This is a genomic window from Paraburkholderia aromaticivorans, from assembly GCF_002278075.1.
Classification (GTDB): Bacteria; Pseudomonadota; Gammaproteobacteria; order Burkholderiales; family Burkholderiaceae; genus Paraburkholderia; species Paraburkholderia aromaticivorans.
On sequence record NZ_CP022989.1, the window covers coordinates 1,614,773 to 1,635,864 of the forward strand.

At 64.2% G+C, this 21,092-nt stretch carries 21 protein-coding genes; 7 read left to right on the plus strand and 14 right to left on the minus strand.

From position 1 onward, the window contains the following. Positions 1-195: 195 nt before the first annotated feature. A complete protein-coding gene (locus tag CJU94_RS07405; protein ID WP_095418135.1) occupies positions 196-1,170 on the plus strand; it encodes a glycerophosphodiester phosphodiesterase family protein in 975 nt (324 codons plus the stop codon). Positions 1,171-1,296: 126 nt separating this feature from the next. On the opposite strand, the gene ychF is transcribed toward CJU94_RS07405, so the two are convergent. Further along, entirely contained in the window at positions 1,297-2,391 is a 1,095-nt protein-coding gene (gene ychF, locus CJU94_RS07410) for a redox-regulated ATPase YchF (RefSeq protein ID WP_095418136.1), read from the minus strand. A gap of 312 nt (positions 2,392-2,703) precedes the next feature. On the opposite strand from ychF, the gene CJU94_RS07415 reads away from it, so the two are divergent. The 4 genes from CJU94_RS07415 to CJU94_RS07430 all read left to right on the plus strand — a co-directional run bounded on the left by CJU94_RS07415 (position 2,704) and on the right by CJU94_RS07430 (position 7,358). Then, positions 2,704-3,876, plus strand: coding sequence for a UbiH/UbiF family hydroxylase (locus CJU94_RS07415; RefSeq protein ID WP_095418137.1), 1,173 nt, complete (start codon positions 2,704-2,706; stop codon positions 3,874-3,876). A 122-nt stretch (positions 3,877-3,998) separates the two neighbouring features. Then, the gene (locus CJU94_RS07420) at positions 3,999-4,724 is read left to right on the plus strand and encodes a DsbC family protein (protein WP_095418138.1); all 726 of its coding nucleotides are present in this window, start codon (positions 3,999-4,001) and stop codon (positions 4,722-4,724) included. Positions 4,725-4,818: 94 nt separating this feature from the next. After that, complete coding sequence (locus CJU94_RS07425; RefSeq protein ID WP_095418139.1) at positions 4,819-6,609, plus strand: M61 family metallopeptidase; 1,791 nt, start codon at positions 4,819-4,821, stop codon at positions 6,607-6,609. Between the two features lie 152 nt (positions 6,610-6,761). Then, on the plus strand, positions 6,762-7,358 hold the full coding sequence (locus CJU94_RS07430; RefSeq protein WP_095418140.1) for an FMN-dependent NADH-azoreductase: 597 nt from the start codon (positions 6,762-6,764) through the stop codon (positions 7,356-7,358). Between the two features lie 125 nt (positions 7,359-7,483). On the opposite strand, the gene CJU94_RS07435 is transcribed toward CJU94_RS07430, so the two are convergent. The 8 genes from CJU94_RS07435 to rpe form a co-directional block, all read right to left on the minus strand. After that, on the minus strand, positions 7,484-8,323 hold the full coding sequence (locus CJU94_RS07435; RefSeq protein WP_095418141.1) for a uracil-DNA glycosylase: 840 nt from the start codon (positions 8,321-8,323) through the stop codon (positions 7,484-7,486). 87 nt (positions 8,324-8,410) lie between these two features. Then, positions 8,411-9,037: a CYTH domain-containing protein gene (locus CJU94_RS07440; RefSeq protein WP_095418142.1), complete on the minus strand. Its 627-nt coding sequence runs from the start codon at positions 9,035-9,037 to the stop codon at positions 8,411-8,413. A 46-nt stretch (positions 9,038-9,083) separates the two neighbouring features. Then, a complete protein-coding gene (trpC, locus tag CJU94_RS07445; RefSeq protein WP_095418143.1) occupies positions 9,084-9,869 on the minus strand; it encodes an indole-3-glycerol phosphate synthase TrpC in 786 nt (261 codons plus the stop codon). Positions 9,870-9,887: 18 nt separating this feature from the next. Next, positions 9,888-10,919, minus strand: a complete 1,032-nt coding sequence (gene trpD, locus CJU94_RS07450) for an anthranilate phosphoribosyltransferase (protein WP_095420252.1) — start codon at positions 10,917-10,919, stop codon at positions 9,888-9,890. Positions 10,920-10,936: 17 nt separating this feature from the next. Continuing rightward, positions 10,937-11,539 (minus strand): aminodeoxychorismate/anthranilate synthase component II, encoded by a 603-nt coding sequence (locus tag CJU94_RS07455; protein WP_095418144.1) that lies wholly within the window; start codon positions 11,537-11,539, stop codon positions 10,937-10,939. Positions 11,540-11,552: 13 nt separating this feature from the next. Further along, positions 11,553-13,046: an anthranilate synthase component I gene (gene trpE, locus CJU94_RS07460; protein WP_091798732.1), complete on the minus strand. Its 1,494-nt coding sequence runs from the start codon at positions 13,044-13,046 to the stop codon at positions 11,553-11,555. A gap of 367 nt (positions 13,047-13,413) precedes the next feature. Further along, on the minus strand, positions 13,414-14,130 hold the full coding sequence (locus CJU94_RS07465; RefSeq protein ID WP_095418145.1) for a phosphoglycolate phosphatase: 717 nt from the start codon (positions 14,128-14,130) through the stop codon (positions 13,414-13,416). Positions 14,131-14,156: 26 nt separating this feature from the next. Further along, a complete protein-coding gene (rpe, locus tag CJU94_RS07470; protein ID WP_095418146.1) occupies positions 14,157-14,840 on the minus strand; it encodes a ribulose-phosphate 3-epimerase in 684 nt (227 codons plus the stop codon). Between the two features lie 287 nt (positions 14,841-15,127). Here rpe and apaG point away from each other — a divergent pair, with 287 nt between their 5' ends. Beyond that, a complete protein-coding gene (gene apaG, locus CJU94_RS07475) occupies positions 15,128-15,502 on the plus strand; it encodes a Co2+/Mg2+ efflux protein ApaG (RefSeq protein ID WP_007180283.1) in 375 nt (124 codons plus the stop codon). A gap of 57 nt (positions 15,503-15,559) precedes the next feature. Here the strand turns inward: apaG and CJU94_RS41355 are convergent, their stop codons facing one another. Continuing rightward, positions 15,560-15,730 (minus strand): hypothetical protein, encoded by a 171-nt coding sequence (locus CJU94_RS41355; RefSeq protein ID WP_167397520.1) that lies wholly within the window; start codon positions 15,728-15,730, stop codon positions 15,560-15,562. A gap of 28 nt (positions 15,731-15,758) precedes the next feature. On the opposite strand from CJU94_RS41355, the gene mltA reads away from it, so the two are divergent. Next, complete coding sequence (gene mltA, locus CJU94_RS07485) at positions 15,759-16,883, plus strand: murein transglycosylase A (RefSeq protein WP_095418148.1); 1,125 nt, start codon at positions 15,759-15,761, stop codon at positions 16,881-16,883. Positions 16,884-16,950: 67 nt separating this feature from the next. Here the strand turns inward: mltA and paaK are convergent, their stop codons facing one another. From paaK to pcaF, 4 genes are all read right to left on the minus strand, one after another. Next, the gene (paaK, locus tag CJU94_RS07490; protein ID WP_095418149.1) at positions 16,951-18,255 is read right to left on the minus strand and encodes a phenylacetate--CoA ligase PaaK; all 1,305 of its coding nucleotides are present in this window, start codon (positions 18,253-18,255) and stop codon (positions 16,951-16,953) included. Between the two features lie 213 nt (positions 18,256-18,468). Next, entirely contained in the window at positions 18,469-18,930 is a 462-nt protein-coding gene (gene paaI, locus CJU94_RS07495; protein WP_095418150.1) for a hydroxyphenylacetyl-CoA thioesterase PaaI, read from the minus strand. A gap of 1 nt (position 18,931) precedes the next feature. After that, the gene (gene paaG, locus CJU94_RS07500; protein WP_095418151.1) at positions 18,932-19,723 is read right to left on the minus strand and encodes a 2-(1,2-epoxy-1,2-dihydrophenyl)acetyl-CoA isomerase PaaG; all 792 of its coding nucleotides are present in this window, start codon (positions 19,721-19,723) and stop codon (positions 18,932-18,934) included. A 50-nt stretch (positions 19,724-19,773) separates the two neighbouring features. Beyond that, positions 19,774-20,976, minus strand: coding sequence for a 3-oxoadipyl-CoA thiolase (gene pcaF / locus CJU94_RS07505; protein WP_095418152.1), 1,203 nt, complete (start codon positions 20,974-20,976; stop codon positions 19,774-19,776). Positions 20,977-21,092 lie beyond the last annotated feature (116 nt).

A 21,092-nucleotide genomic window follows, 5' to 3' on the forward strand; every position in this document is an offset into this window, starting at 1 on the left:
GCAATTTAACATCGGTGTCACAAAACGGAAACAACTGGTGTTCGCATGCGCCATGAATGCGCAAGTCTGCGTGGGAGCAAGGGCGGAGCTCGTCCGCTGGACGCGGCCGTGCGCGCGCGGGCATGATAGTCGTCCGTTGGGGGCGTGGCCGTTTCGTGGACGTGGCGCGACGGCGCGTATTAATCAGGATTCCAGATGCTGAGTTCAGTACGATTGACCGCGGGTAGCGCGATTGCGGGCCTCGTGTTAGCGGGGTGTTCGCTTACGCCCTTGAAGACCGGCAATGCCGCCACGCAGGTGAGCGCATTGCCGGCGATCATCGCGCATCGCGGCGGCACGGGCGATGCGCCGGAGAACACGCTCGAAGCGATTCGCCTGTCGGTCGAACATCACGCCGACGCGATGTGGCTCACCGTGCAGTTGAGCAAGGATGGCGTGCCGGTTCTCTACCGGCCGGGCGATCTGTCGGCGTTGACCGACTCGACGGGGCCGGTGTCCGCTCATACGGCCGCTGAACTCGCACGCGTGAATGCGGGGTGGACGTTCCGCCGCGCGCAGACGTATCCGTACCGCGATCACCCGGTGGGCATTCCGACGCTGCGCGACGCGTTGCGCGCGATGCCCGCGGGCATGCCGGTCATCCTCGACATGAAGGCGCTGCCCGCGGGGCCGCAGACGCAGGCGGTCGCACGCGTGCTCGATGAAGAAAACGCGTGGCGGCGCGTGTCGATCTATTCGACAGAAGCGGCTTATCAACAGAGCTTTGCCGCGTATCCGCAAGCGAGGCTGTTCGAATCGCGCGATGCCACGCGTGGTCGGCTCGCGCGTGTCTTGTTCAATCAGGGCTGTGTGGACGCGCCGGCCGAACACGCCATGAGCGCGTTCGAGTTGCATCGCGCATTGACGGTGGTGGAGCAGTTCATGCTGGGAGAAGGGCGCTCGGACGTGCAGGCCACGCTGTGGACGCCGGCAACCGTCGCGTGCTTCCGGCAGAAGCCGGATGTGCGAATCGTCGCGATTGCCGTGAACAACGCGGACGACTACCGGAGGGCCGCGTGCCTCGGCATCGATGCGGTGCTCGCGGACTCGCCAACGAAGATGGCGGCCGTCAGGGGCGGCATTGCGTTGCCGCTGCAGTGCGGGCGCGCCGGCACGACTGACGGGCAATAAAGCAAAGAGCCCGCTTCAGGCGGGCTCTTTCAAGGTCACCGGCTACGCGGGTGGCGGCGCTCAGGTTTCAACCCGTGGCCGCCTCGCGCCGAAGCCGAAGCTCAAACTCGATTTAGACGTTCGAACTTAGACGTTGAACAGGAAGTTCATTACGTCGCCGTCGTGCACGACGTATTCCTTGCCTTCCGCGCGCATCTTGCCGGCTTCTTTCGCGCCTTGCTCACCCTTGTAAGTGATGAAGTCGTTGAACGCGATGGTCTGCGCGCGAATGAAGCCGCGCTCGAAGTCCGTGTGGATCGCGCCTGCAGCCTGCGGCGCCGTATCGCCGATATGGATCGTCCACGCGCGCACTTCCTTCACACCGGCCGTGAAGTAGGTTTGCAGGCCCAGCAGCTTGAAGCCGGCGCGAATCACGCGGTTCAGGCCCGGCTCTTCCATGCCCATGTCGGCGAGGAACACTTCCATGTCGGCTTCGTCGAGGTCGGCGATTTCCGCTTCGATCGCGGCGCATACGGCGACCACCGGCGCGCCTTCCGAGGCCGCGAACTTCGTGACCGCGTCCAGGTGCGGGTTGTTCTCGAAACCGTCTTCCTTCACGTTGGCCACGTACATGGTCGGCTTCGCGGTGATCAGGCAGAACGGCTTGAGCGTGGCTTTTTCTTCGTCCGAGAGGTCGAGCGCACGGACCGGCTTGGCCTGGTCGAGCTGCGCGCGCACTTTTTCCAGCACGGCGGCGTTCTTGATGGCTTCCTTGTCGTTACCCGACTTGGCCGCCTTCGAATAGCGCGCCAGCGCCTTTTCGACGGTGGCGAGGTCGGCGAGCGCCAGTTCGGTGTTGATCACTTCGATATCCGACAGCGGATCGACCTTGTTCGCGACGTGAATCACGTTCTCGTCTTCGAAGCAGCGCACCACGTGCGTGATCGCATCCGTTTCGCGGATGTTGGCGAGAAACTGGTTGCCCAACCCTTCGCCCTTGCTCGCGCCGGCCACGAGGCCGGCGATGTCGACGAATTCCACCACGGCCGGCAGGATGCGCTCCGGCTTGACGATTTCAGCGAGCGCCTTCAGACGCGCGTCCGGCACTTCGACGATGCCGACGTTCGGCTCGATCGTGCAGAACGGGTAATTTTCGGCGGCGATGCCCGCCTTGGTCAGCGCATTGAACAGGGTGGACTTGCCGACGTTAGGCAGGCCGACGATGCCGCATTTGAGGCTCATGGAAATCCTTCAGTGATTCAGTAAGTTGCGTGACGCGCTCGACGCTGTGTGCAGGATTCGAGAAGCCTTCGCGTTGGGCGTGGCGGATCAATTCAGCGGAGCGGGACAAGACACCGGATCGGGGCGTTGGCTCGACGACCGGGTGCGAGTTTTCACGGAAACCGCAATTGTAACCCGTTCGGATCGGCTGACTGCGGCGGCGGCGGGAAAGCCGCGCATGCGGTGCGCCCGGCAACCGGGGCGCGGTTGTCCGGGCGCAAATGCCGCGCGTGTCGATCCGTCCCTCGCAACCCCCGCGGCTATAATGCGCGGATGAACGCACACCACCAGACCTTTGATGCCGCCGTGATCGGCGGCGGGCTCGTCGGCAAGACCGCGGCGCTGGCGCTGACGCAAGGCGGACTGCGCGTGGCGCTGCTCGCGCAACCCTGCGCGGCGCTGCCCCACGGCGCCAGCTTCGACTCGCGGGTCTACGCGCTGTCGTCGAGCTCACAGGCTCTGCTGGAGCGTTTGCGGGTCTGGCAGGCGCTCGACCTGACGCGGCTCGGGCCCGTCTACGACATGCGTGTTTACGGCGACGCGCATGCCGAGCTGCATTTCTCGGCTTTCCAGGCTTCGGTGCCGCAACTGGCGTGGATCGTCGAGTCGTCGGTGATCGAGCGCGGGCTGGATGCGGCGCTGCGCTTCCAGCCGAATCTCAGCTGGATCGACACGCGCGCTCAGGCGCTCGACTTCACCGCCGACAGCGCCAGCGTCGGGCTGGCCAACGGCAATGTGCTCGAAGCCGATCTGGTGGTCGGCGCGGACGGCGCGCATTCCTGGGTGCGCGCGCAGATCGGCTCGAAGATGGTCCGGCGCGACTACAAACAGACTGGCGTGGTCGCCAATTTCAAGGCCGCGAAGCCGCACGGCGAGACCGCGTACCAATGGTTCAAGGACGGCGAGATCATCGCGCTCTTGCCCATGCCGGACGGCCACGTCTCGCTGGTGTGGTCGGCTCGCACCGAGCACGCCGAACAGCTGGTCGCGCTCGACCCGGCGCGGCTCGCCGCCGAAGTGGAGCGCGTGACGGGCGGCCAGTTCGGCGCGCTCGACTGTGTGACGCCCGCGCAAGGTTTCCCGCTCGCGCTGCAAACGGTCGACCGGCTGGTGGCGCCGCGCGTCGCGCTGGTTGGCGACGCCGCACATTTGATCCATCCGCTGGCCGGGCAGGGCATGAACCTCGGCTTGCGCGACGTTGCGGCGTTGGCCGATACCGTCGCGGGCAAGGAGTCGTTCCGCGATCTCGGCGACATGGTGCTGCTGCGCCGCTACGAACGCGCCCGCCGCGAAGATATCCGCGCGCTGATGATCGCCACCGACGGTCTGCAAAAACTCTTTTCCGTTCCCGGTCCGTTCGCCAAGGCGTTGCGCAATACCGGCATGGCTTTCGTCGGTGCGCAGCCGTTCATCAAACGCTGGCTGGTGTCGGCCGCGCTGGGTTGATGCGCCCGGTCCGGCATGCCGCAGCCGGCCAGGCAGGTATCATGAACGGATGGACGCCGTGCCGGTCATACCCGCAACGTCACGAAACGCGCAAAACGCACGATTGAACCCAGGAATTCAGCATGAAAAAGACTTTCCGCGTGGCGGCTGCCGCGCTGGCAATCGCAGCCGTCACGATCGGCTGCTCGGCCCAGGCCGACCAGACTACCGACAAGCTCAAGGCCACGCTGCAAACCCGCCTCGCGGATGTGACGATCAAGAGCGTGACGAAGTCGCCGGTGGCCGGTCTGTACGAAGTGAACCTCGGCACGCAGATCGTGTATAGCGACGCGAACGGCGATTATCTGCTGCTCGGCGACATGGTCGACGCAAAGACCCGCAAGAACCTGACCGAAGCGCGCCTCGCGGAAACCAACCGTATCGACTTCGCGAGCCTGCCGTTCGCGAACGCCGTGAAGGTCGTGAAGGGCAATGGCGCGCGCAAGATCGCCGTGTTCTCCGATCCGAACTGCCCGTACTGCAAGCAGCTCGAAACGTCGCTCAAGTCGATCGACAACGTGACGGTCTATACCTTCCTGTACCCTGTGCTGTCGCCGGATTCGACCGCGAAGTCGAAATCGATCTGGTGTTCGACGGACCGCGCGAAGGCGTGGGAGTCGTGGATGCAGGACCATCAGGCGCCCACCGCTGCCGGCACCTGCGACACCGCTGCGATCGACAAGAACCTCGCGCTCGGCCACGCCATGAACGTCGACGGCACGCCCACGGTGTTCCTCGCGGACGGCCGCCGTCTGCCCGGCGCCGTGCCGGCCGAACGGCTGGACAAGGAAATGTCCGCGGTGCACTGAGCACGCACCACCCATCCAGCAAAGGAGGCGCGACGTGCGCCTCCTTTCGCATCGAGCCCGAACATCCCCGCCAGAAAACTCCTAATCGCCGCCGATGAAGCCGATCCGCTACACCATCGTTCCCAAGCAACCCGCCGCCCACCTGTTCGAAGTCACCGTGACCGTCGCCGATCCCGATCCGGCCGGTCAGCGTTTCATGCTGCCGGTGTGGATTCCGGGCAGCTACATGGTGCGCGAGTTCGCTCGCAACATCGTGACGCTGCGCGCCGTCAACGACGCGGGCCGCAAGGTGCGGGTCGAAAAGACCGACAAGCACACATGGCAGGCCGCGCCGGTCAAAGGCTCGCTGACGCTGCGCTACGAGGTCTATGCGTGGGATCTGTCGGTGCGCGCCGCGCATCTCGACGATACGACGGGCTTTTTCAACGGCACGAGCGTGTTCCTGTCGCCGCTCGGCCACGAGGAGGCGCAATGCGTGGTCGATATCCAGAAGCCGCAAGGCGCGGTATACCGCAACTGGCGTGTCGCCACCGCGCTGCGCGAAGCGCGCGGCACGAAGCGTTACGGTTTCGGCGAGTATCGCGCGCAGAACTACGACGAGCTGATCGATCATCCGGTCACGCTGGGTGAATTCGCGCTCGCGACGTTCAAGGCGCACGGCGTGCCGCACGACGTCGTGATCGCCGGGCGCGTGGTCGGGCTGGACATGGCGCGTCTGTGCGCCGACCTCAAGCGCATCTGCGAAGCGCAGATCGCGTTGTTCGAGCCCAGGTCGAAGAAGGCGCCGGTGGATCGCTATGTGTTCATGACTCAGGCCGTCACCGACGGTTACGGCGGGCTTGAGCACCGCGCTTCGACCGCGCTGATCTGCAATCGCGGCGATCTGCCGGTGGAAGGGCGCGAAGCGCTCACCGAAGGCTATCGGACCTACCTCGGCCTGTGCAGCCATGAATACTTCCACACCTGGAACGTGAAGCGCATCAAGCCGGCCGTGTTCGCGCCGTACGACCTGAGCGTCGAAAACTATACGCCGCTGCTGTGGCTGTTCGAGGGCTTCACTTCTTACTACGACGATCTGATCCTCGTGCGCAGCGGCCTGATTTCGCAGGACGACTATTTCGGCCTGCTCGGCAAGGTGGTCGGCGGCGTGCAGCGCGGCAGCGGGCGCCTCAAGCAGAGTGTCGCCGAAAGCTCGTTCGACGCGTGGGTCAAATACTACCGGCAGGACGAGAACGCGCCGAACGCGGTCGTCAGCTATTACACCAAGGGTTCGCTCGTCGCGCTCGCGTTCGATCTGACCATCCGCGCGCAGACCAATAACCGCAAATCGCTCGACGACGTGATGCGCCTGCTGTGGCAGCGCTTTGGCCGTGACTTCTATCGCGGCAAACCGGTCGGCGTCGAAGAAAGCGAGATCGAGGCGATTTTCGCGGAAGCGACCGGCGCGAAGCTGGGCGAGTTGTTCGCCGAAGCCGTGCACGGCACGCGGGATCTGCCACTCGACACGCTGCTCGCGCCGTTCGGCGTCGCAATCGCGCCCGAGCTCGACAAGAACGGCAAGCCGTCGCTTGGCGCACGCGTGCGCGGCGGCGTGGATTGCACCCTCGCGGCGATCCATGACGGCAGCGCCGCGCAAAAAGCCGGACTCTCGGCCGGCGACGTGCTGATCGCGCTCGACGGCCTGCGCGTGACCGGCTCGAATCTCGACGGTTTGCTCGCGCGCTATCAGCCGGGCGCGAAAGTCGAGGTTCACGCCTTCCGCCGCGATGAACTGCGCACCGTGCAAGTCAAGCTGGACGGGCCCGAGGTAACGCGCTACAAGCTCGCCGTCAGCGACAAACGGCCCGCGGCGCGCACGGCGCGCGAGCGCTGGCTGGCAAGCTGATCGTCATCCGGCGCCTCCAATCGGCGGCCGGGCGTGGCGGATTGTTCTACCACTGCAACAATCCGTCGCCGCCGGATGGCTTTTTCCCGGGTCGGTAAAAAAACACAATGGCTCCACTCGCGCAACACTGCGCGCCCCAACTGGAGTCAACCATGACCACGATCCTGCAAATCAACTCGGCAGCCCGCTCGCAAGGCGCGAACTCGACGCTGCTCGTCAACGAGCTGACCGCAAAGCTGCAACAATCGAATCCGGGCGCGCAAGTCGTCGTCCGCAATCTGCAAGCCGAACCGCTGCCGCATCTGGACGACGCCGTTCTCGGCGCGTTCTTCACGCCGGCTGACCAACGCACGGCCGAGCAAGCCGCCATCGCGGCGCGCAGCGAAGCGCTGATCGCCGAACTGCAAGCCGCCGACATCGTCGTGATCGGCGCGCCGATGTACAACTTCGGCATCTCGTCGCAACTGAAGACGTACTTCGACTTCATCGCGCGCGCCGGCATCACGTTCCAGTACACCGCGAACGGTCCGGAAGGTCTCGTGAAGGGCAAGAAGGTCTACGTCGTGTCGGCACGCGGCGGCAAGTATCTGGGCACGCCGAACGACAGCCAGACGCCGTACCTGAAGAGCTTCCTAGGCTTCCTCGGTATGACCGACGTGAGCTTCATTTACGCCGAAGGCCTGAACATGGGCCCGGACGCCGCGAGCGCCGCATTGGCTTCGGCACGCGAAGCGATCGCCGCTGCGTAAAGCTGGCCGAGCCGCTTCAATGTGCGGCGGATAGCTTTCCGAAATGAAAGACGCCACGGATTTTGAGTCCGTGGCGTCTTTTGTTTATGAGGCGGTGGTCGCGCGGATGCCTGTTGCCGGCGGCCTCACGCGAGCATTTGCGCTTCGTCGGGCAGGCGCCAGTCGATGGGCTGGCGGCCGTGCGCTGCGAGATACTCGTTCGCCTTGGCAAAATGCCCGCAGCCGAGAAAGCCGCGATGCGCCGACAGCGGCGACGGATGCGGCGCTTCCAGCACACAATGCGACTTGCCGCCGAGCAACGCGCGCTTGGCTTGCGCATGCGCGCCCCACAACATGAACACGAGACCGTCATGACGCGTCGCCAGTTCATGGATCAGCGTGTCGGTGCATTTTTCCCAGCCGCGTTTTGCGTGGCTGGCGGCTGAGTCGCGCTCCACGGTCAAGACGGTGTTCAGCAGCAGCACGCCTTGCTTCGCCCAGGTGTCGAGACAGCCGTGACGTGGCGTCTCGTGGCCGAGGCTTACGGCAATCTCCTTGAAGATGTTGCGCAGCGACGGCGGCGTGCGCACGTTCGGCGCCACCGAAAACGCGAGCCCGTGCGCTTGCGGCGTACCGCGATCTTCGCCGTGGTAGGGATCCTGGCCAAGGATCACCACTTTCACTTCATTGGGACTCGTGAGGCGCAGCGCGCGGAATACGTCGGCGGGGTAGACGGTTTTGCCGGCGGCGCGCTCACCGTCGACGAAACGGCAGAGCGGCGCGTAGGCATCGCTTTCAATAAACGGTTTCAGATGCGCGCGCCATGCCGGCGGCAGAGCGTCGAATTGCGCTTCGAGCGTCGGCGGCGGCGCACCGGCGCCGGGTTGCGGCGGAGTGATCGACGTGGCGCCGGTCGGTGCGGATGCGGCGTCGCCGAACAGCGAAGCCTGCGACGGATTGGAGCGGGGGCGGGAAGCGGAGGTCATGGCGGGGAAGTGTCGCAGCAAACGCCGCGTTGCTCAAGGTGTGGCGCGCCATTCAGTCTCGTGCGCCGGAGAGCGGCTTTGCCGCGCTCAAGCTGCCCGCAATTGATAACCGCGCTGCGCCTTGCTGACGTCGTCCGGTGCGAGGCCGGCGATCTGCTTGCCGAGTTCCGCCGCGAGCGCGTGGAGCGCGGCTTCGTCGCCGGACTTCAGTTCCAGTTCCACTTCCGAAATCGGGGCGCGGCGCGTTTGGCCATCGACCTCGGCGAGCACGTCGCCCTGATCGATCGCGGCTTCGACTTGCGCGCTGTCCGCTTGAACCTGCCACAGCGTCCGGGTGAAATTCGTGCGAAAGAGTTCGATGAGTTCCGGCGCGGCCTGACGCAAAGCATCCGCGGCGGACGATTCGTCGCACTCGCGCAGCAGCGCGTCGATCTCCAGCTTTTCACCGGCGACCGGCATTTCCCATTCATGTCGGCTGTGCAAACCATTCGCGGCCTTGCCGACCGTTTTGAAGGTTTGCAGCCAGCCGTCGGGCGTCTGGCGCAAACGCAAGGCGCTCTTCGAACCCGCCAGCGCCAGTCGAGGCGTGTCGAAGTAAATATTCACCAGCTTGATCGGACGACCCTGCGCCCCGGTGCGCGCAACGAACCACTGCGTCGCCGCCTGCACCTGCGCAGGCGGCAGCGCCAGCTTGATTTCGCGTTCCATGCCCATGACCTGCTCCGCTACGTATGCCGCTTGCCGTATGTCGACAGCGCGCTCAGAAGAACATCCGCGCAAGTTCCACACCCGGCTCGTCCGCGCGCATGAACGCTTCGCCCACGAGGAACGTGTGCACGTCCATCGCGCGCAGGCGATCCACATCGACGCGCGACAGAATGCCCGACTCGGTGACGACAATACGGTCGTCGGGAATCGCTTCGAGCATGCCGATCGTCGTCTCGATCGACGTCTCGAAGGTGCGCAGATTGCGGTTGTTGATGCCGATCAGCGGCGTTTTCAGCGTGAGCGCTTCCCTCAGCTCGTTCTCGTCGTGCACTTCGACCAGCACGGCCAGACCCAGCGAATGCGCGAGCGCTTCGAGGTCCTGCATCTGCGCGGTTTCGAGCGCGGCGGCAATCAGCAGGATGGCGTCGGCGCCCATCGCGCGGGCTTCGACGATCTGATACGGATCGACGATGAAGTCTTTGCGCAGCACCGGCAAATTGCAGGCCGCGCGCGCCTGCTCCAGATACGCGACGCTGCCCTTGAAGAACTGCACGTCGGTGAGCACGGACAGGCAGGCCGCGCCGTGTTTTTCATACGAACGCGCGATCTCGGCCGGCACGAAGTGTTCGCGCAGCACGCCTTTGGACGGGCTCGCTTTCTTGACTTCGGCGATCACCGCCGCGAGACCCGCCGCGTGTTTCGCGCGCAACGCGCCGACGAAATCGCGCAGGTCGCGCGACGACGCTTCGAGGCGCAGCTCTTCGAGCGGCGCGCTCTGTTCGGCCGCCCGGACTTCTTCGCGTTTGACCGCGATGATGCGGTCGAGGATGTCGCTCATAAGTGTCTCGCTACGTGATTACTGCTTGAATTGCTGGGTAAAGCGGACCAGCTCGTCGACTTTCGACCGCGCCTTGCCGCTCGCGATCGCTTCGCGCGCCAACTGGATGCCGTCCGCAATCGACGAGGCCACGTTCGCCGAATAGAGCGCCGTGCCCGCGTTCAGCGTGACGATTTCGCGGGCCACGCCCGGTTTGTTGTCGAGCGCTTCGAGCAGCATCGCTTTGGATTCGGTGGCGTCGGCCACTTTCAGCGAGCGGTTCGACACCATCTGCATGCCGAAATCTTCCGGATGGATTTCATATTCGTGGACCTGGCCGTCGCGCAACTCGCCGACTTGCGTTGCCGCGCCGAGCGAGACTTCGTCCATGCCGTCCATGCCGTACACCACCAGCACGTGCTTCGCGCCGAGGCGCTGCATCACGCGCACCTGAATGCCGACGAGGTCGCCGTGGAACACGCCCATCAGCTGGTTGGGCGCGCCGGCCGGATTGGTCAGCGGCCCGAGAATGTTGAAGATGGTCCGCACGCCGAGCTCACGGCGCACCGGCGCGATGTTCTTCATGGCCGGATGATGGTTCGGCGCGAACATGAAACCCATGCCGGTTTCCGCAATCGAAGCCGCCACCTGTTCCGGCTGCAGATCGATATTCACGCCGAGCGCTTCGAGTACGTCCGCGCTGCCCGACTTGCTCGACACGCCGCGGCCGCCGTGTTTCGCGACCTTGGCGCCCGCCGCGGCCGACACGAACATGGTTGCCGTGGAGATGTTGAAGGTCTGTGAGCCGTCGCCGCCGGTGCCGACGATATCGACGAAGTTCGAGTTGTCCGGCACGTCGACGTGCCGGGCGAATTCACGCATCACCGTGGCGGCTGCCGTGATTTCGCCGATGGTCTCTTTTTTGACGCGCAAGCCGGTGATGATCGCGGCCGCCATCACGGGCGAGAGTTCGCCGCGCATGATGAGCCGCATCAGGTGCAGCATTTCGTCGTGGAAAATCTCGCGGTGCTCGATGGTCCGTTGCAGCGCTTCCTGGGGCGTAATCGTCATGATGTCGTCTCGGTTCATCAAGCGTTGCGGGTGGGCGTCGGGGCGCCGGCCGATTTCGATTGCTTCAGGAAGTTTTCAAGCAGCGCGTGGCCGTGTTCGGACAGGATCGATTCCGGGTGGAACTGCACACCTTCCACCGCCAGTTCCTTGTGACGCACGCCCATGATCTCGCCGTCTTCGGTCCAGGCGGACACTTCGAGACAGTCGGGCAGCGATTCGCGTTCGATCGCGAGCGAGTGATAGCGCGTCACGACGAAATGCTTCGGCAGGTCGGCAAACACGCCTTTGCAATCGGTTTCGATGGTGCTGACCTTGCCGTGCATGATGGTTTGCGCGCGCACCACGCGCCCGCCGAACGCCTCGCCGATTGCCTGATGGCCGAGACACACGCCGAGAATCGGCGTCTTGCCGGCGAATTCGCGCAGTACGTCGAGCGTGATGCCGGCATGTTGCGGGTTGCTCGGGCCGGGCGACAGGCAAATGCGCTCCGGGTTGAGCTTTGCGATTTCGTCCAGCGTGATTTCGTCGTTCCGAAAGGTGCGCACGTCTTCGCCGAGTTCGCCGAAGTATTGCACCAGGTTGTAGGTGAACGAGTCGTAGTTGTCGATCATGAGCAGCATGGTGTGTCTCCGGTCAGAAGTCGCTATCGAGGCCGTCTTGAACCTGTTCGGCGGCGCGCAACACCGCGCGTGCCTTGTTCTCGGTCTCTTGCCATTCGGATTCCGGCACCGAATCCGCGACTACACCCGCTGCCGCCTGCACGTACAGATTGCCGTTCGCGATCACGCCGGTGCGGATCGTGATGGCCAGATCCATTTCGCCCGTGAACGACAGGTAGCCGACAGCACCGCCGTACAGGCCGCGCTTCACGGGTTCCAGTTCGTCGATCAGTTCCATCGCGCGGACCTTCGGCGCGCCGGACAGCGTGCCGGCCGGGAAGGTGGCCCGCAGCACGTCGAAATTGGTGGTGCCGGGCTTCAGCTTGCCTTCGACCGAACTCACGATGTGCTGCACGTGCGAGTACTTCTCGATCACCATCTTGTCGGTGACGACCACCGAGCCGATCTGCGCGATGCGGCCCACGTCGTTACGCGCGAGGTCGATCAGCATGACGTGTTCGGCGATTTCCTTCGGGTCATTCAGCAGTTCGGTCGCGAGTTCCGCGTCGCGTTCCGGCGTGTTGCCGCGCGGACGCGTGCCGGCGAGCGGCCGGATCGTGACGATGCGATCCTCGCCGCGCTTTTCCTGGCGCACCAGAATTTCCGGCGATGCCCCCACCACGTGGAAGTCGCCGAAGTTGTAGTAGTACATATACGGCGACGGATTCAGCGAGCGCAGCGCGCGATACAGCGAGAGCGGATTGTCGCGGTACGGCTTGATCAGGCGCTGGCCGACCTGCACCTGCATCAGTTCGCCGGCCGCGATGTATTCCTTCGCCTTGCGCACGGCCGCCAGATAGTCGTCTTTCGCGAATTCGCGGTAAGTTTCGGTCCGCACGCTGGCCGACGTGACCGGCGGCTGCACGGTGGTGCGCAAGCGCTGGCGCAACTCACGCAGACGCTGTTTGGCTTTCGTGTACGCCTCGGGCTGGGTCGGGTCGGCGTAGATCACGAGGTAGAGCTTGCCCGCGAGGTTGTCGATCACCGCGACCTCTTCGGTCAGCAGCAATTGGATGTCGGGCAGATTCAGGTCGTCTTTCGGCGCCGTGTGCGCAAGCTTCTTTTCGATGTAGCGCACCGCGTCGTAGCCAAAATAGCCGGCCAGACCGCCCGCGAAACGCGGCAGACCGGGGCGTTGCGCCACTTTGAAACGCCCCTGGAATTGCTGGATGAACTCGAGCGGGTCGCCCTCGTGCGTTTCGACGACCTTGCCGTCGCGCACCACTTCCGACACGCCGTTGCGGGTGCGCAGCAGCGTGCGCGCCGGCAGGCCGATGAACGAATAGCGGCCGAAACGTTCGCCGCCCACCACCGATTCCAGCAGGAACGAGTTGGCGCCGTTGCGCTCGCTCTGCGCGAGCTTCAGGTACAACGAGAGCGGCGTTTCGAGGTCGGCGAGCGCTTCGGCGATCAGCGGGATGCGGTTGAAACCCTCGTTGGCGAGGGACTGGAATTCGAGTTCGGTCATGTTCCGATCCTGTACGGTGGTCCGGCGGCTTGCGTCGGACAAAGCGGGGCGTGGCGCGCCCGGTCAGGCGTTCGTTCGACGTTTCGACACGATGATACCGACCGGCGCGAGTTTCCCATCGACGCGTGCAAGGGATTTCAGCGCACAGATGTACTTTGCGGGTACACGCAGGCCGAATCAACCGATGCAGCGAAACAAAGTGATGGAAAAAACGCGTGAGCGCAGCGAAGTAAAAAACGGTCGCCGAAGGCGAGCTTCAGCGTACCTCAGGCGAGGTTAGCGCGACCAGCGACGCCAGGGCCAGGCTCCCCGGTCGATGCTAATCAGACTCCGTTTTTTATTCAGAAACATGAGGATGAAGGACTATTCAAGTCGTGGAATGGTGCGCTGCGATCGCCTTGGCGGCGTCCAGCAGCGAATCAACTATACCATCGGATTTTATCGTTTGTATAGCTTGGCCGTGGTTGTAGCCGTACGGCACCGTGAGCGTGGCCATGCCCGCGGCGCGACCTGCCAGCGCATCGTTTTCCGAATCGCCGATGGCCACCGTGGCCCGCGGCTCGACGCCGAGTTGCGCTGCGGCGGTGAGCATGGGCAGCGGATCGGGCTTCTTTTTCGCGAGGCTGTCGCCGCCGAGCACGACACTGAAATACTGGGCGATCCCGTATTGCTGCAGCAATTCCACCGCGAACCGATGCGGCTTGTTGGTCACGCAGGCGAGTTTGAGACCGGCGTCGCGCATGGCGATCAGGCCGGCTTCCACGTTGGGGTAAAGCCGCGTGTGCGTGCCGTTGATTTTTGCGTATTCCGCCTGATAGATCGCGAGCGCCTCGTCGAAGCGGTCTTGCGCATGCTCCGTTTCGAAGCGCGGCGCCAGCACGCTGCGGATCAGATGCTCCGAACCCTTGCCGACATAACCGACCACTTCCTCGCGCGAAGTCTCCTGCGCGTCGAGTTGCGCGAGCATGCCGTTCAGGCCGGCGGTGAAGTCGTCGGCGGTATCGATCATCGTGCCGTCGAGGTCGATGATCGCGGCTTGCAGTCGCGGGCCGGTGAAAGTCGGGGCGGGAAACGGAGTGGTCATCGTGCGGGCCGGTTGTGCGTGGATGCTCAGTGCTGGATGTTGGCGAGCGCCGCGCGCATCTTATCGATCACGACCTTGTGGTCGGGCTGGCCGAAAATCGCCGAACCGGCCACGAAAGTGTCCGCGCCGGCCGCCGCGATTTCCGCGATGTTGTCCACTTTTACGCCGCCGTCCACTTCCAGATGAATCTCGCGGCCGGTGCGCTCCGTGTAGGCGTTGATGCGCCGGCGCGCTTCGCGCAGCTTGTTGAGCGCTTCCGGAATGAAGGATTGGCCGCCGAAGCCCGGATTCACCGACATGATCAGCACGAGATCGACCTTGTCCATCACGTGATCGAGATAATTCAGCGACGTGGCCGGATTGAACACCAGGCCGGCCTTGCAGCCGTGATCGCGGATCAGCGACAGCGTGCGGTCGATATGGTCCGAGCCTTCAGGATGAAAGCTGATCAGGTTTGCCCCGGCTTTGGCGAAGTCTGGCACGATCCGGTCGACCGGACGCACCATCAGATGCACGTCGATCGGCACGTCGACGTGCGGGCGGATCGCTTCGCAGACGAGCGGGCCGATGGTCAGGTTCGGCACATAGTGATTGTCCATCACGTCGAAGTGGATCCAGTCGGCGCCGGCGGCGACAACATTGCGGACTTCTTCGCCGAGGCGGGCGAAATCGGCGGACAGAATGCTTGGAGCGATGCGGAATTGCGTCATGGCGGGGGAGGATGCAAGCGGGAAAGCGCCATTTTACCGTGTTGTGCACGGGTGCTCCGGTTCGCCAGCGCTTTGAGTCCGCTCCACGCCCGGCCCCCATTCGAGCTTTGAGCGTGACAAAACGTCTTACTGGCCCTTGGCCAAAGGGATTTGTCCGGTTGCGGGCGTGTCGCGCATCAAGCAGAATGCCAACACCATCGGCGCCGCTTTGCCAATGTGCCCGCAAACCATTGACGTTCGGGCTTTCCCGCGATTTTTCACACCCGCTTCAGCAGACCGGAATCAGGATGAGCCAGTACGAATTCAGCGTCTCGACGCAGGTGCAATATCTGCCCGAAGAGTCGGACCCGGAGCGCCGCCAGTATGCATTCGCATACACGCTGACTATCCGTAACACCGGCCAGGTGCCGGCGCAGTTGATCGCGCGCCATTGGGTGATCACGGACAGTGACAAGAACGTACAGGAAGTGAAGGGCCTGGGCGTGGTCGGCCATCAGCCGCTGCTCAAACCGGGCGAGCATTTCGAGTACACGAGTTGGGCGGTGATCGCCACGCCGGTCGGCACCATGCGCGGGGAGTACTTCTGCGTGGCCGAGGACGGCGAGCGTTTCGATGCGCCGGTGCCGGAATTCATCCTGCGCATGCCGCGTACGTTGCATTGAACCGGGGGCGTGGCTAGCGGTCTTTAGAAAGCTCGATGCGCGGATCGACGCGCGGCTTCATTGCGGGCTTTGCGGTTTTTGTTGTTTTTGCTGTTCACTCGCGTTGGCGCGCGCCGCTTTCTTCTTGCCGGACGACGTCCATACAACGATAAAGACGAGCAGGAAGAGCGCGAGGAGCGATTCCAGCGCAAAGATAAGCATCGGGTATTCGTCGAACAGATCAGACATGGCGGTTTCCATCAAGAACGAACATTGTATGCGTTTTGTCCGCACGGCCGGAGCATGGCTCGGCGCGCTTTCGGTTGCGGTGTTGCTGGCGTCCTGCGGCGGCGGCGGCGCGGTCCGGCCCTCCGTGTCGCCGCCCACGGGTGCCGCGATCATACCCGGGCAGATTGCCGCGACGCGGCTGACGGCCGTTGCGTGGCAGCAGGTGCCGGGTTGGCAGGACGACTCGCTGATCGGCGCGACCGCCGCATTGCGGCAAAACTGCGCGCGGTTGGCGCGTCAGCCGAACTGGGCGCGCGCGTGCGCCGCAGCCTCGCAAATCGACGACCTCGACGTCACCAGTGCGCGGGCTTTCTTTGAAGCCTATTTCACGCCCTTCCAGTTAGCGAATACCGACGGCACCGTCGACGGCCTGGTCACCGGGTACTACGAGCCCTTGTTGCGCGGGTCACGCACGCGGCACGGCGTGTATCAGACCGCGTTGTATCGTTGGCCATCCGGCTATCGCGCGGGCGCGCCGCTGCCGGCGCGCGCGCAGCTGGAGCGCGCGGGTGTGCTCAACGGCAATGAAATCGTGTGGGTCGACGATCCGATCGAAGCGTTCTTCCTGCAGGTGCAGGGCTCCGGGCGCATCGTGATGGAAGACGGCAGCGTGATGCGTCTCGGCTTCGGCGGCACCAACAATCAGCCGTACAAGTCGATTGGGCGCTGGTTGCTGGATCGCGGCGAACTCACGCCCGCACAGGCGACCATGCAGGGCATCAAGGCGTGGGCGCGTGCGAATCCCACCCGCGTCGACGCGTTGCTCGATACGAATCCGCGTTTTGTGTTTTTCCGCGAGATGCCGTCCGGCGAAAGCGTGCCGGGCGGCGGCGCGGACGGTCCGATCGGCGCGCTGGGCGTTCCGCTGACGCCGGAGCGCTCGATCGCGGTCGATCCGGCGGCGATCCCACTCGGCACGCCGGTGTTCTTGCAAACCACGCGTCCGCTGACCAACTCGCCGATGAATCGCCTCGTCTTCGCGCAGGACACGGGTTCCGCAATCAAGGGCGGCGTGCGCGCGGATTACTTCTGGGGCCTCGGCGACGACGCCGGCGACCTGGCGGGCAAGATGAAGCAGGGCGGCCGGATGTGGTTGCTGCTGCCGAATTCCTGAGGTGTGAGCAGAGTGAGCGGCGCGCGGCGCGGCGTGGATCCGCCGCATCGCGCGCTTCGTCCCGTTGTTACAAACCCGACTGGCGCTTGTCCACCACACGCCGCGCCTTGCCCACCGAACGCTCGATCCCGTTCACACCCAGCACGTTGACCACCGCGCTCACGCCGATCAGCGCCTTGATGTCGTAGGCCAACGCTTGCTTGGCGGTGTTCAGGGCGGCCGTGTCCGGCGCCGATTCCGGGCAAGGCTCGACGTTCAACGTCAACACGTCGAGCGGACCTTCCTTGGTCAGCACGATCTGATAGTGCGGGGCGAGCGCATGCTGCTTGAGCAGCAGTTCTTCAATTTGCGTCGGGAACACATTCACGCCGCGCACGATCATCATGTCGTCCGAGCGGCCGGTGATTTTTTCCATCCGGCGCATGGTGCGCGCGCTGCCCGGCAGGAGGCGCGTCAGGTCGCGGGTCCGGTAACGGATGATCGGCAGCGCTTCTTTGGTCAGCGAGGTAAACACGAGTTCGCCGAGTTCGCCGTCCGGCAGCACCTCGCCGGTTTCGGGATCGATGATCTCGGGATAGAAATGATCTTCCCAGATGGTCGGACCGTCTTTCGTTTCCACGCACTCCGACGCGACACCGGGTCCCATCACTTCGGACAGGCCATAGATGTCGACAGCATCGATTCCCATGCGCTTTTCGATCGCCTGGCGCATGTCGTTGGTCCACGGTTCCGCACCGAAGATACCGATACGCAGCGAACAATTCGCCGGGTCCACGCCTTGACGCTCGAGTTCGTCCGCAATCGAGAGCATGTAGCTCGGCGTCACCATGATGATGTCGGGCCGGAAGTCCTGGATCAGCTGCACCTGCTTTTCGGTCTGGCCGCCACCGAACGGGATCACGGTGAGCCCCGCGCGCTCGGCACCGTAATGCGCGCCTAGACCACCCGTGAACAGACCATAGCCGTAGCTCACATGAACCTTGTCGCCGCGCCTTGCGCCCGCGGCGCGAACCGACCGCGCGACGAGGTTTGCCCACGTATCGATGTCGCGCGCGGTGTAACCCACTACGGTCGGCTTGCCCGTGGTTCCCGACGACGCGTGAATCCGTGAAATCTGATCCTGCGGCACGGCGAACATTCCGAACGGGTAGCTGTCGCGCAAATCCTTCTTGGTGGTGAAGGGAAAGCGCGCCAGGTCCGCGAGGCTTTTCACTTCGCTCGGGTGAACGCCGGCTTCATCGAATTTGCGACGATAAACCGGCGAGTTTTCATAGGCATGGTTCAGCGACCATTTGAGCCGTTCAAGTTGAAGCGCGGCAAGTTCGTCGCGGCTGGCGGTCTCGATCGGATCGAGCGGAAGGGCGGTGGTCATGAAATGTCTCCTTGCTGCCTCAATGCTTGGGTCTGGTGTACGTGCGCTTGTGCGCGAAAGCCGGGGCTGGCTGCTGCTTAACGATGCGGCGCCCGAGAGCTCCACTGAGCGGCGAATTTGCCGCGGTTTTCGTCACGGGGCATCGCGCAATTGCCGGGTGCTCGCCGCGAGTTGCAGCATGGTTGCCGCGGGGTTGCCGCGAAGTTGCCAATATCAATCGCCTGTTGGAATCAGGGTCCCTTTGATCTGTGCCGATTTGCCGCGAAACATCGCGACGGTTTCCTCGGCACGATTCGTCACGCGAATGTCGTAAATGCCGGTTCGGCCGCTCAACGTCTGCTCGACGGCTTCCGCCGTCAGCACGTCGCCGCCGTGCACGGGCCGCAGGAACTCGATCGAGCAACCGGCCGCGACCGTATTGATGTTGTACGTGTTGCAGGCGAACGCGAAGGTCGAGTCCGCGAGCGTGAAGATGAGGCCGCCATGGCAAATCTGATGGCCGTTCAGAAAGTCGTCGCGCACTGCCATGCGCAGGCGCGCGTATCCGGGGCGCACTTCGACGATTTCGAGGCCGAGCGCGCGGCTGCACGCGTCGTTCTCGTACATCGCCGCAGCGGTCGCGCGGGCGAGTTCGTCCGGCGTCATGTGGCTGGGATGGTTGGCTCGACTGGACATATCACCGCCCCTCGAAGCGCGGCGCGCGCTTTTCCACGAAGGCCTGCACGCCTTCCGCGTAGTCGTGGGAAGCACCCAGTTCGCGTTGCAGATCGCGCTCGAGATCGAGTTGCTGGTCGAGCGTTTGCGTCGCGCCCGCCCGCATGGCCTGCTTGATTGCGGCGATGGCGCGCGTGGGTTGCTGCGCGAGTTGGGACGCGAGTTTTGTCGCGGTGCCGGCGAGTTCCGCGTCATCGACTACCTGCCAGATCAAACCCCAGTTTTCGGCTTTTTCCGCGCTGAGTTTGTCGCCAGTCATCGCGAGCCCCATGGCGCGAGCCATGCCGACACGCTGCGGCAGGAACCATGTGCCGCCTGAGTCGGGCACGAGACCGATCTTCACGAACGCCTGAATGAAGCTCGCGGAGCGAGCCGCGAGCACAAGGTCGCAGGCGAGGGCGAGATTGGCGCCGGCACCGGCAGCCGTGCCGTTCACCGCGGCGATGACCGGCATTGGCAATGCCTGCAGGCGGCGAATCAGCGGATTGAAATGTTGTTCGATCAGCTCACCCAGATCGGTCATGGCGCCTGGCGTGAAGTCGAGGTCGGCCAGATCCTGGCCGGCGCAGAAGCCTCGCCCCGCGCCCGTGAGCACGAGCGCACGAACGCCGGACGTTTCGACCTGGTCGAGCGCGGCGCTCAATTCCTGATGCATCGCGCGAGTAAAGCTATTGAGTTTGTCCGGCCGGTTCAGGGTGATGACGGCGACATGGCTCGATGCGTCGATGTTGAGACTAATCGCTTCGTATGACATTGGGTGTCTCCTCAAAGTCTCTTTGATCGCTGGGCGCTGTGGCGTTGGTGTCAGAGCCGCTCGATAACCAACGCGATGCCCTGACCCACGCCGATGCACATCGTGCAAAGCGCAAAGCGACCGTTGATCCGCTCCAGCTGGTATAGCGCGGTCGTGACCAGACGCGCGCCCGACGCGCCCAACGGGTGGCCGAGTGCAATGGCTCCGCCGTTCGGATTGACGCGCGGGTCGTCGTCGCGCAGACCGAGCGTGCGCAGCACAGCCAGGCCTTGGGATGCGAAGGCTTCGTTCAACTCGATCACGTCGAGCTGTTCTAGCGTCATGCCGAGTTGTTTCAGCAGCTTTTGCGTGGCCGGCGCCGGGCCGATACCCATGATGCGCGGCTCGACGCCCGCCGTCGCCATGCCCACCACCCGGGCGCGCCGGCGCAGGCCGTATTGGTCGGCCGCCTGCTGGTTCGCGAGCAACAGCGCGCACGCGCCGTCGTTCACGCCCGACGCATTGCCGGCCGTCACGCTGCCGTCCGGACGAACCACGCCTTTGAGCTTGCCCAGGCTTTCGAGCGATGTTTCGCGCGGGTGTTCGTCGAGCAGTACGCGCACGGGGTCGCCTTTCTTCTGCGCGATGTCGACGCCGACGATTTCCTCGGCCAGCGTTCCGTCCTGCTGCGCGCGTGCCGCCTTTTGCTGGCTCGCCAGCGCAAACGCGTCCTGATCCGCACGGCTCACGCCGAATTCGACGGCAACGTTCTCCGCGGTCTCAGGCATCGAATCGACGCCGTACTGGCGCTTCATCAGCGGATTGATGAAGCGCCAGCCGATGGTCGTGTCGTAAATGTCAGCCTGGCGCGAGAACGCACTAGCCGCCTTGCCCATGACGAACGGTGCGCGTGTCATGCTTTCGACGCCGCCGGCGATCATCAGGCGTGCTTCACCCGCCTTGATTGCACGCGCGGCGGTACCGACCGCGTCCATACCCGAGCCGCACAGGCGGTTGATGGTGGCGCCCGGCGCCTCAGTGGGCAAGCCGGCCAGCAATGCCGACATCCGCGCGACATTGCGGTTGTCTTCACCCGCCTGATTGGCGCAGCCGTAGATCACGTCGTCGAGAGCGCGCCAGTCGACGCCGGGATTGCGTTCGATCAACGCCTTGATCGGTACCGCGCCGAGGTCGTCGGCGCGGACATCTTTCAGGGCGCCGCCGTAGCGGCCGATTGGGGTGCGAATCGCATCGCAGATGAAGGCGTCGTTCATAGGGGTTCCTGCGGGGGCGGATCGGCGCGAGATGCCGATCCGATGTCTCATGTTAATTTGGACGCACAGCCCGGTCCATTCGGCCGAACGGCATAGGACGAAGCCGTGCTTTGTCT